The organism is Bacillus sp. FSL W8-0223, assembly GCF_038006805.1.
Lineage (GTDB): Bacteria > Bacillota > Bacilli > Bacillales > DSM-4216 > Bacillus_O > Bacillus_O smithii.
The window spans coordinates 658,087-670,150 of sequence record NZ_JBBOVX010000001.1 but is presented as its reverse complement, the minus strand read 5'-3'; the positions used below and the strand labels follow the sequence as shown (position 1 = coordinate 670,150).

General features: G+C 39.7%; 8 protein-coding genes and 1 pseudogene. 4 read left to right on the top strand and 5 right to left on the bottom strand.

Annotated features, from left to right (window positions below; all coding sequences use genetic code 11):
* Positions 1–237: 237 nt before the first annotated feature.
* From NST81_RS03465 to NST81_RS03455, 3 genes are all read left to right on the top strand, one after another.
* Positions 238–648, top strand: a complete 411-nt coding sequence (locus tag NST81_RS03465; RefSeq protein ID WP_341028435.1) for an RrF2 family transcriptional regulator — start codon at positions 238–240, stop codon at positions 646–648.
* A gap of 52 nt (positions 649–700) precedes the next feature.
* Positions 701–1,813, top strand: coding sequence for a tRNA 2-thiouridine(34) synthase MnmA (gene mnmA / locus NST81_RS03460; RefSeq protein WP_341028434.1), 1,113 nt, complete (start codon positions 701–703; stop codon positions 1,811–1,813).
* Between the two features lie 222 nt (positions 1,814–2,035).
* On the top strand, positions 2,036–2,986 hold the full coding sequence (locus tag NST81_RS03455; protein WP_048624370.1) for an LLM class oxidoreductase: 951 nt from the start codon (positions 2,036–2,038) through the stop codon (positions 2,984–2,986).
* 157 nt (positions 2,987–3,143) lie between these two features.
* On the opposite strand, the gene NST81_RS03450 is transcribed toward NST81_RS03455, so the two are convergent.
* On the bottom strand, positions 3,144–4,529 hold the full coding sequence (locus tag NST81_RS03450) for an LLM class flavin-dependent oxidoreductase (RefSeq protein WP_341028431.1): 1,386 nt from the start codon (positions 4,527–4,529) through the stop codon (positions 3,144–3,146).
* 1,181 nt (positions 4,530–5,710) lie between these two features.
* Between NST81_RS03450 and NST81_RS03445 the strand changes: the two genes are divergently transcribed.
* A complete protein-coding gene (locus tag NST81_RS03445) occupies positions 5,711–6,850 on the top strand; it encodes an IS110 family transposase (protein WP_341028430.1) in 1,140 nt (379 codons plus the stop codon).
* 334 nt (positions 6,851–7,184) lie between these two features.
* Here the strand turns inward: NST81_RS03445 and NST81_RS03440 are convergent, their stop codons facing one another.
* The 4 genes and pseudogenes from NST81_RS03440 to gnd all read right to left on the bottom strand — a co-directional run bounded on the left by NST81_RS03440 (position 7,185) and on the right by gnd (position 11,998).
* On the bottom strand, positions 7,185–8,546 hold the full coding sequence (locus tag NST81_RS03440) for an IS4 family transposase (protein ID WP_341027776.1): 1,362 nt from the start codon (positions 8,544–8,546) through the stop codon (positions 7,185–7,187).
* A 160-nt stretch (positions 8,547–8,706) separates the two neighbouring features.
* Positions 8,707–9,435: pseudogene (locus tag NST81_RS03435) on the bottom strand (MFS transporter); the annotation flags it as partial.
* 246 nt (positions 9,436–9,681) lie between these two features.
* Positions 9,682–11,019: a glucose-6-phosphate isomerase gene (locus tag NST81_RS03430; RefSeq protein WP_341028428.1), complete on the bottom strand. Its 1,338-nt coding sequence runs from the start codon at positions 11,017–11,019 to the stop codon at positions 9,682–9,684.
* A gap of 76 nt (positions 11,020–11,095) precedes the next feature.
* Complete coding sequence (gnd, locus tag NST81_RS03425) at positions 11,096–11,998, bottom strand: phosphogluconate dehydrogenase (NAD(+)-dependent, decarboxylating) (protein ID WP_327798323.1); 903 nt, start codon at positions 11,996–11,998, stop codon at positions 11,096–11,098.
* Between the last annotated feature and the right edge of the window lie 66 nt (positions 11,999–12,064).

The following is a 12,064-nucleotide window of genomic DNA, read 5'->3' as shown; positions in this document are numbered from 1 at the left end:
CTCCGTATGCTAATACATGATACGTCCTTGCTCTCGTACGATGGATTTAATAAAATGAATGTGGGTGCCCAATGGATCGTGCATTCTTAACAATCCGCAAGATTAATACCATCATGATTCATCACTTTAATCTTAAAAGTTTACCATTTTACCGTTTCAACAATAAGGATGAAAATTAATAGGTTGACATAGTTAACTGTAATATTTATTATTACATTTAGGAAGAAGGTAATACGATTGAATAGTGATTTTTCTATTGCAGTCCACTGCGCTACTTATTTGGCCACAAGATCTGAACAGATTGTAACGAGCGAAGACATTGCCCACAGCGTAACTGTTCATCCTGCGCGATTAAGAAAAATTTTAAGTTTGCTTCGAAAAGAAGGAATTATCTTATCAAAAGAAGGAGCAAAAGGAGGATTTTCTTTAAAAGAAAAAGCGGAAAATATTACATTAGACAAAATCTTTATGCTTACGAGCGAAGGCACACTGGTACCAAAATGTCCCGAAGCAAATGAAAACTGTATTGTAGGAAAAAATTTGTCTTCCATACTGATCAATATTTTTGACGATGCCGAGAAACATCTGATGAATTATTTAAAGGGGATTACGATACAAGATATTATAAAAGAAATTAATAAAAGATAATTTTTTTTTAACGAAAACTGTAACAAAAAATATTTCAGTTAAGGTGGTAATCATGAGTCGAAAGAAAAGAGTCGTTGTAGGAATGTCAGGAGGAGTCGATTCTTCCATTGCTGCCTACCTTCTTAAAAAAGAAGGATATGAAGTTATAGGCGTTTTTATGAAGAATTGGGATGACAAAAATGATGATGGTGTCTGCACAGCAACGGAAGACTATGAAGATGTAAAAAAAGTTTCGAATCAACTAGGAATCCCTTACTACAGTGTCAATTTTGAAAAAGAATACTGGGATCGAGTCTTCACTTATTTTTTGGAAGAACTGAAATTAGGAAGAACCCCAAATCCAGATGTTTTGTGTAATGCGGAAATCAAATTTAAAGCCTTTATAGACTTTGCTCTGTCTTTAGATGCAGATTACATCGCGACGGGACATTATGCCAGAGTCAATAGAGAAAACGGCGAAATCAATTTATTGAGAGGAAAAGATTCAAAAAAAGACCAAAGCTATTTTTTGAGTCAATTAACGAAAGAACAATTATCAAAAGTTCTATTCCCGCTCAGAGAGTTAACGAAAGATGAAGTGCGAAAAATCGCTAAGGAATTAAACCTTTTTACTGCCAATAAAAAAGATAGCACCGGTATTTGTTTTATCGGAGAAAGAAACTTCAAAAGTTTTTTAAAGAATTTTCTTCCTGCACAACCCGGAGTCATTCGCTCGATCAACGGAGAAGTGCTGGGACGGCATGAAGGATTAATGTACTATACAATCGGACAAAGAAGAGGACTCGGTATCGGAGCAAAAGGCAACGGCGAACCTTGGTTTGTCGTAGATAAAGATTTAAATAACAATACGTTAATCGTCGCTCAAGGCAAAGACCATCCGGCCCTCTTTTCAAATGCTGCCATCGTTTCCGATGTACACTTTATCAGCGGGGATGACAGTCCACGATCATTCTCTTGTACGGCCAAATTCAGATATCGCCAACAAGACCAAAAAGTAAAAGTGCATGTTCGTCCGGACAAAACCGCTTTAGTGGAATATGAACAACCAATAAAAGCGGTGACACCGGGACAAGTCGTCGTATTTTATGACAATGATGTTTGTCTTGGCAGCGGAATTATCGATAAGGTGAGAAAAGAAGATGCTTCTGACTCTATTGTCGCTTAATATTCGCTGATCCATGGCACGCTTTATGATTCATAATGAAAAGCAACCAAAATGGATAATTTCAAAATATTCTTTGGAACAATATGAGGCTAGGAATAGACAGAACGATCACTCGCCTTAGCCGACAATCGGCATGGATGAGTGATCGAATGAAGCATCAATTCTTCATCAAATGATGATTATTATTCTATCTAATACAAAGAAAGGTATTGAGGTCTAATGATGGAAAAATTTCAAAATCATAGAGGATATAAACGGATGTATCAAGAGAACAAACTCACTCTCGGGCTGTTCTTCCCTATTGAATCCTATATGAGCGACGTCCCTGAAATGAATATAGAAAAGCAAATAAAACTAGCCAAAAGAGCAGAAGAACTAAAATTTGCCGCCGTATTTGCCAGAGACGTTCCTTTACGCGATCCTAATTTCGGCGACGTGGGCCAAATGTATGATCCATTTACTTATCTTGGATTTATAGCCGCCCACACAGAGAAAATTGCCCTGGGAACCGCAAGCATTATTTTAACATTGCGCCATCCGCTCCACGTAGCAAAAGCGGCAGCTTCTGTTGACAAACTTTCCGGTGAACGACTCATTCTCGGTGTGGCAACAGGCGACCGCCCTATTGAATTTCCGGCTTTTTCGGTAGATGCAAATGATCGCGGTACTTTATTTCAAGAATCTATTGCGGTCATGAGAGAAGTATGGGCAAAAAATTTCCCTAGAATTCATACTTCCCGGGTCGACCTAATGAACGGAGACCTTTTACCAAAGCCGAATTTATCCTCCATTCCGGTGATGGTAACCGGTCATAGTTCTCAATCTCCTGAATGGATTGCAGCAAACAGCGATGGATGGATTTATTATCCGCGACCACTTCATTACCAAGCGGAACTGATTAAAAATTGGCGGTCTCTAACAGATGAATTTAAGCCTTTTACTCAATCTCTTTATATTGATTTGACAGAGGATCCGAATCATGTACCTATCCCGATCCATCTTGGATTTAGAATCGGACGCAACTTTCTGATTGAATTTTTGCAAGCACTAAACGACGTGGGAGTCAATCATATCATCATCAATTTGAAATATGGACGACGTCCGGTTGAAGAAGTCATTGAAGAACTAGGCGAATACATCCTTCCTCATTTCCCTGCTTTAACAGAAGATTAAAAGGAGGATCAAACGTCTGTCCATAGTCTATTGAATCGAGCCCCTTTCGTTATGTTTTGAGTCGAGGTTTTAGCCGCTGAATTAATTTCCATTATAAAGCATATTCTTTATAGAGGGAGTGATTGCGCTCCCTCTAATAGTTTTGGTGAAACAATCCTTATGTACTCCTTTGAAAAGAAAAACGATTTCGATACTGGCGTCCCGGGTGATGGTCCGGCAAATGGTCGTATCCAAATAAGTTTTTCCGGAAAGTGCCTTCCTCATATTCCTTCCGCACAAGACCTCGATTTTGTAAAATCGGAATTACATCATCTACAAATTCTTCAAATGTACCCGGTGTCACCGCATAAGCGATATTAAAGCCGTCAACTCCCGTTTCATCCATCCATCGTTCCATCTCATCCGCAATTTTTTCAGGAGTTCCAACCGCAACTTTTCCCATTCCACCTATTCCTACAAATTCAGCGACTTCTCTGACCGTCCATTGTTTCGTTGGATCAATTTTTGTAAATGTCTCGATCGCTGAATGTATCGCATCGTTTTTAACGTATTCAATTTTGTCATCCGGGGCATATCCGGAAAAATCTACACCAGTCCATCCGCCCAACAATGCCAATCCGCCTTCATAACTGACATGGCTTTGATACTCACGAAACTTCGCTTCTGCTTCTTCTTGTGTACGTCCAATAATCGGAGTAAATAAAGAAAGAATTTTGATTTCCTCCGAATTGCGGCCGGCATTTTTCGCTTCTTCACGCAATGCTTCCACATATGTTTTACCAATTTGTTCGGTTGGAACGCTGATAAACACAAGTTCAGCATGTTTGGCCGCAAATTGGCGGCCTCTTTTGGAAGCCCCGGCTTGAAAAATGACCGGCGTCCTTTGCGGTGAAGGTTCACATAAGTGTGCTCCCGGCACCTTATAATATTTTCCTTCGTGTCGAATGTCATGTACTTTCTCAGGATCGGTATAAAGCTTGTTTTCTTTGTCCAATACGACTGCATCATCCTCCCAGCTGCCTTCCCACAGTTTATAAACCACTTCCATATACTCATCCGCGATTTCATAGCGTTCGTCATGGCTGATTTGTTGATCCAATCCGATATTAACAGCGGCACTGTTTAAATAAGAGGTCACAATATTCCAGCCGATGCGCCCTTTTGTCAAATGATCCAAAGTGGACATACGTCTGGCAAATATGTAAGGATGTTCGTAAGTTGTGGATACTGTTAGTCCAAAGCCTAAATGTTTGGTCACTTGAGCCATGATAGGAACAACAAACGCCGGATCATTAACAGGAACCTGTGCCCCTTGACGTACCGCCGGATCACGCGATCCTTGATAAACATCATAAGTCCCTAAAACATCTGCCAGAAAGATCGCATCAAATCGTCCTCTTTCTAATACCTTGGCTAAATGTGTCCAATATTCCGCATCTTTATAGGTGGAAGATTTATCTTTCGGATGCGTCCATAAACCCGGAGATTGATGTCCTGCACAATTCATGTCAAAAGCATTTAAATACATTCTTTTTTTTGTCATTAGATTTCCTCCTAACTGTTTGCGTTCTTTTGATCTGCTGCCTAACATTTCTATCAGGGTAATCACTAGTGATCGGATATTCCTCGATTCATAGCCAATGTTTTTTCGCTTATCATCCATTGGGGGTTGAAGAGAATTACCGGAATCGATCGAAGTTATGAAATTTCACGGGACCTTCCCCCACCAGCCAAGGATGAAAATATCATGATGATATGTTTGCTTTTGAATCCAGTAAGGATTTCAGTTTCCGAACAAACAACTGCATACATTCTTTTCACTGCCTTTCGACATTTGCTGCGAAAAATAGCCTTTCTCCTTATATGCCTTTAACAACTCTTCCATTTTATGAATATATTTTTCTTAAAAATCTGAATATATTTTATATCTCACGTCCTTTCTAAAAATAAAAATTTTTTCATCAAACATTAAAAAAAGAGACTTTCAATTCAAAGTATTGTTTGAATTGAAAGCCTCTAGTTGTCTAGTCGGCATATTATTTGAGATTATATTAATTTAATTAATCCTACGTGTCAAGTAGGAATTGATTTTTTACTTGTAAAGATGAGATTAAACGAAAATGGCCAAACGATATCAACGGGAACTCGCAGACTGATTCAAATTCTGATCTTCGTTCAATTTATGAAAGTAATACATGTATAACCATATCAAGCTAATGAAGATGCAAAGCATTCCTAAAACCCCCCCAAAAATTTTAGGAGAGATCCTTTCTAATAATATTCCTGAAACAAACATAGACGGATTAATTAATGAACTATAGATGGAATAATGTAAAGAAAAAACCTTGCCGATTTTGTCATCATCCGTGTAGTTTTGAATGAAAGTAGTATCAAGAGGAATAATGACTCCTCCTGCCATTCTCATAAACAATAACATCATACATCCAACATATATAGTAGAAGACAAAACAAAACATTCATGATCGTCTCTCTCCCAACCCGTGCATGAAAATAGTTCCTTCCCGTCCATATTGGTAAAGACACAAACAGTTCATAATACGTGGCTTTTTTTGGTGGTTCGACCCTGAACACAAAACTGTTTGAGTGAATTTGGTGTTCAACCCTTTGTTAGCTCTTTCCAAATGGAAGGATGACTACGTACAGAAAAATGCTTATTTTCAAATTCACTCACTGTTTGTGATCCTATCTTTATGGAGTGATTGGATGGAAGTATTTATTGAAAGATGTGCAGGATTGGATGTTCATTCAGAAACCATAGTGGCTTGTGTTCTGATTGGTTCAAAGGATGATGAACTAATTAAGGAAACAGAAACCTTTCCGACTTTGACCAAAGATTTATTCCGGTTGTTAAAATGGCTCGAAGACCATGATGTGACCCACATTGCGATGGAAAGTACGGGAGTCTACTGGAAACCCGTGTTCAATATCTTAGAGGACTTCTTCGATATAACCCTGGCGAACGCCCAGAGGATTAAAAACGTACCTGGAAGGAAGACGGATGTTTCTGACGCTGAATGGATTGCAAAATTATTGCGCCATGGATTAATTGAAAAGAGTTTTGTCCCCCCGGTAGATATTCGGGAGCTGCGTGATTTAACAAGGCTGAGAAAGAAATGGATTGGCCACGTAACTTCTGAGAAGAACAGGATTCAGAAAGTATTGGAAGCCTCAAATGTTAAATTAAGTACGGTCATTTCAGATGTGTTTGGGGTTTCAGGAAGAAAGCTGCTCAATCGCCTCATCGAAAAAGGATATGTAGATGTAAAGGATGTTGAAGAAAGAATTCATGGGAAAATGGCTTCGAAAAAGCAGCAGATTGCGGATTCCTTATTTGGAACAATAAACGAGCATCAGCTTTTTCTGATTCGTCAGTCCTGGCAGCACATTGAATATTTGGAATCCCTCATCACCGAAATTGAACAAAGAATTGATGTTTTATTACAGAAATATCAGGAAGAACTTCTATTACTTCTAACGATACCCGGCATTAAGAAAGACACAGCAGCCGTCATTATCGCCGAAATGGGTGTAGATATGAGTCAGTTTCCTACATCACAACATTTAGCATCATGGGCGGGAGTGTGTCCAGGGAACAAAGAAAGTGCAGGAAAACGGTATAGTACAAGGACGGTAAAAGGGAATCCACCTATCAAATCCGCCATGTGCGAGGCGGCTTGGGCAGTGTCAAGATGCCGAAACAGATGGTTAGCAGCAAAATATTGGTCATTGGCAGCACGAAGAGGAAAGAAAAAAGCACTCGTTGCCACATCGCATCGAATGCTTCGGATCATTTACTCCATGCTTATCAACAAGGAGGCTTTTAAAGAAAAGCAAATTAACTAGTATAACCAAAGTCAAAAAGATTTATACAAAGTTACCTCCCACAGGTAGCTCTGCTTTCTTATTGACTTTTTTCGGTCTTTGTTTAGGTTTGCCTGCTTCCGCCCGTAATATACGAGGAAACCTAGGAAATTATTTTCACAGAAAAAATAAGAAAAAGACTCCTTGAAAAAGATAGGCTAATCCGAATGCCTTCTTCATCTTATGATCATCGCTGCCAATGAAATTTTTAACGATGAATCCTCCGCCTATCATTCCGATTCCTTGTATCGTATATAATAGGCCGATTCCTGTACTTCCTGCATGAAAAACTTCTTCAGCATAATAAGTTAAAAACTCAACTTTCGCACACAGAAATATTTAAGCATTGCTTGATATAATTAGGTATAGTGGCCAACCATTTATTCATTTGATTTTTAAAGATGTCCATGTTCAAAGAAACCTCGGCTTCCGCCAAAGTTTGGAAAAGGTCAATAAGTGATTGAAGGGCAGTAATAAAATCTATGTCTTTTACATCTTCGCAAAGGATGTAAAAAAGGTTGCCAATCGTCTTAGGATCCTCCTCTTTTCGCATTTGCCAAGCAATGAGAATATATCGTGTAAAAACAATGGTTGTATGGCTAATTAACATGTCGTAGGAACGTCCCTGGAATTCTTTCTCTAAATTTAAAAGGGATTTATTGCATTTGAAGAAGACTTCAATGTCCCAACGCATGCCGTAAATACGAATGATCTCTTCATTTTCTAATGTTGTATCTGTGCTGAGAATGGCAAGCCATTCGCTCCGTTTATTACGGTTTCGTACAAATAGAATTTTTACTGGAATTCCATTGTCTAAAGTAGCATAAACGGATCCGCGAATGTCTTTTTTACCCATGTGAGGTTTTGCCAATTTGTAAAGTTGATTCAGTGTGAAACGTTCACCATTGTAAACGTATCGCTGCTTTAATTGCTTCACCAAGCCAATGACAAATAACCCTTTGTTCGTAATCTTCTCAATTAAAGGCGCTTGTGTAAACCAGGAATCCATGAGAACATAGTCAGCTATAATCCCTTTTTCAAGCGCATGATCAAGTAAAGCTGAAGCCACGTCCGGTTTTGATTTCAGAGCTTCCTGGCGACGCTTATAGCCAGATGTTCGTTTATCAATATCGGTATTGATTTCTTGCAGGCGATTTTCCTTTTTCGGTGAACTTAGAAGAGCAAAATCAACGGGAATAAAAGTAAAACTATCGGTCCAGCCAAGGGTAAGCATTTGAAACCCTTTCAAGTACTGATGGGTAGAGTGATCAAAAACCTTAGCCAACAGTTCAACCGACTTACTACGGTTTCTTGAAAAGACAGAATCATCAATCACAAAAGCTGTGACACGATCTTTTGAAGTTAATGGTTGAAGCAGACGGATCATTTCACTGCTTAATGAAAGCAGAAACTTTCTCCAATGATAGGTTGGTGTATTTAAAAAGCGATAGACTGTATCCTTTCCGGGCAGATCCTGAGATCGTTTACTCATAAAAGCACGAAACCAGTTCTTATATTGGAAGACTAAAAGAAAAATCAGTTTGAAAACAGTAAGACAAGAATACCCGGAAAGTTTCGTAATATTCGCTTTTCTTAAATGATATCCAATATTTAATTCGGAAAATCCTTGTTTAATTTCTTTTGGTAATTGCGCAAAGTAGTCTTTATTCGTTATCATAGTGGTGACACCTTTCTTTTGGATTTGGTTTCGTCACCAATATTTTACCAAAAGAATAGGTGTCTTTCTTTATGTTTTAAAAAATGTCAAATGATAATTTTGTACTTCCCAAAACCATTTACATCAAGCATTTAAACAAGATTTTGGACTGCGAAAGCTGAGTTAAAAATAATTGATAAGCTCCGCCTATTACTCCCCATGACATGCCTACCAATATTAAAGTAAGAATGATTTTATGATGAATGATAAATTGGTATCCTTCTTTTATATCCTTATAAAAACGATTGGTTGTCTTCTTTTCAAGATTATGCGGTATTTTACTCGAATAAATAAACCATGCAGAAAGAAAAAAAGAAAAACTGTTTATTATAAATGCCGTTTGTATACTCAACAGTTCTGCAACCATTCCCCCTAAAGAAGCGCCAACGACAGACATGAATCCATTCATCGTACTGGACAACGAATTGGCAATCACTATTTGTTCTTTTTTTACTGTATATTTCACTGCTCCTTGTCTGGCAGGCTCAAATAAAGTTTGTAAAATCGATAATAAAATATTCAGTATGAAAATAATCCAAATAAATTTATAGGCGAGTAAAAAACCCAGAACAATGACTTCCCGAATGATGTCTGTATAAAACATAATCTTCTTTTTGCTGTAACGGTCAACGAAATATCCGATAAAGGGGCTCAAAATCAGCTGAGGCAATCCTTTACTGATGAACGTAAGAGCTAACAGAAAAGTAGATTTTGTTTCAGAATACACGAATCCTAATAAGGCGATCGTTTGAAACCAATCTCCCAATACACTAAAAGTTTGTCCATAAAACAATTTTTTAAATTCTTTGTTTTCTTTCAGCAAATACAAAAATGTGTTTTTAGTCTCCATATCATATCATTCCATTCACTCCAGTCGATGTGCTTTTATCATATAACAATATTCTCTTTATTGCCAAAATTACAACATTAATTGGATAGAACTATTTTCTTCCGTTCAGTGATGGACACCAGCTAAAATTTTCCAATCTGAAAATAGATTATCTAAAAAAAGTAAAAGAGAGGGAGCGATTTGACTTCGCTCCCTCTCTTGTTTCCTGCACTTTTATCAACAAGATTGTCTATTTCACTCAATAAATTATTTGGACAACCGTTTCATCAGCGCTTCTCTTTCTGCTTCAAATCCCGGTTTTCCAAGCAGCGCAAACATATTCTTTTTATAGGCTTCCACTCCCGGTTGATCGAATGGGTTCACCCCCAGCAAGTGTCCGCTGATGGCACAAGCTTTTTCAAAGAAGTACACCATTTCTCCGAAAGTGAATTCATTCATTTCGTCCAGTTCCACTACCAGGTTCGGCACTTCCCCGTCGACATGGGCCAATAAAGTCCCTTGGAACGCTTTTTTATTCACTTCATCCATAGTTTTACCGGCCAAGAAGTTTAATCCATCGATATTATCCGGATCTTCTTGGATGGTGACTTCGATTCGCGGTTTCTTCACTTGCAAGACCGTTTCGATCAGAAGGCGACGGCCTTCTTGAACGTATTGACCCATGGAATGCAAGTCCGTGGAAAAATCAACCGATGCCGGGAAAAGCGCTTTTTGATCTTTTCCTTCGCTTTCTCCAAACAGCTGTTTCCACCATTCGGATACATAATGAAGGGAAGGTTCATAATTCACCAGCAATTCGATGGCCTTTCCTTTCCGGTACAGAATGTTTCGCACCGCGGCATATTGATAGCTTTCATTGGTTAAAAGATCCGGATGATTGTATTTGCGTGCAGCCACAGCGGCTCCTTCCATCATTTGATCGATGTTCAGTCCGGCTACGGCGATCGGCAAGAGACCAACAGCGGTTAAAACCGAATATCTTCCCCCGACGTCGTCCGGAATGACAAAGGTTTCATATCCTTCTTGATCGGCCAATTTTTTCAAGGCGCCTTTTTCCTTGTCGGTGGTGACGAAAATCCGTTTTTTCGCTTCTTCTTTTCCGTATTTTTTCTCCATGTAGTCCCGGAAAATTCGGAAAGCAATCGCCGGTTCGGTCGTAGTTCCGGATTTCGAAATCACGTTGACGGAGATGTCTTTTCCTTCCAACAGCTCCAGTAAATGAGCCATATAAGTCGAACTGATATTGTAGCCGGCAAAATAAATTTGAGTCTGATCGTTCATTTGGTTATGGAAGCTATGGGACAACGCTTCAATCGCTGCCCTTGCTCCCAAGTAAGAGCCTCCGATGCCGATGACCACCAAAGCATCCGAGTGGCTTCGAATTCTCTCCGCCGCTTGTTTGATGCGCGCAAATTCGTCCCGATCATACCGGAACGGCAAGTCCACCCAGCCCAGAAAATCAGAGCCGGGTCCCTTCTTTTCATGAATCATCGTATGAGCGACTTTGACAAATTCGCTGAGATTTTCGATTTCGCTTTGTTTCATAAAGGATAATGCATTTGAGTAATCAAATGAAATGGACATAGCCTACTCCCCTTTTCTTGAAATGGTTCTCCATTGATCAGGTCAGATGTTAAAATCTTTCCTTTATCATGGTTCTTTATTTCCCGCTTGCTTTTTCCACCGCATGTCCGCCAAATTCATTGCGCAAAGCGGCGACGACTTTTCCTGTAAAGGTATCGTTTTCGAGCGAACGATATCTCATCAATAAGGACAGGGCGATAACCGGTGTGGCCGTTTGTAAATCCAGAGCCGTTTCCACCGTCCATTTTCCTTCACCGGAAGAGTGCATCACGCCTTTGATGCCGTCTAATTTTGCATCTTTCGAGAAGGCGCGTTCGGTTAATTCCATCAGCCAGGAACGAATGACGGACCCATTGTTCCATACTCTCGCGACTCTTTCATAGTCAAAATCAAAGTCGCTTTTCTCCAACACTTCAAATCCTTCTCCAATGGCGGCCATCATCCCGTATTCAATGCCGTTGTGGACCATTTTCAAGAAGTGACCGCTGCCCGGTTTGCCGGCATATAAATAGCCGTTTTCCACAGCGGTATCCCGGAAAATCGGTTCCACGATGTTCCAAGCTTCGGGATCTCCCCCTACCATATAACAAGCCCCATGGCGAGCTCCTTCCATGCCTCCGGAAGTACCGGCATCCATGAAGCGGATGCCTGCTTCTTTGAACTCGTTGTAGCGGCGAATCGACTCTTTATAGTGGGAATTCCCCGCTTCGATCACAATATCGTCTTTTTCCAAAAGCGGCTTCAGGTCGCCGAGGACGGAATCCACCACACCATGCGGCACCATGATCCAGACAATTCTTGGCTTTTCCAACGAGTCCACCAATTCTTGTAAGCTGGAAGTTCCTTGAGCGCCATATTTTTGGATTTCTTCCACCGCCTGGGGATTGACGTCATACGCCACCACTTCGTGGCGATGGTCGATTAAGTTTTGGCCTAAATTCAGCCCCATTTTTCCTAAACCGATTAATCCAATTTTCATCTAAATACCCTCCTTCACTTGTTTTCCAATCGTAGTTTCTGATTTTCTTTTCATCATGCGGGGAAC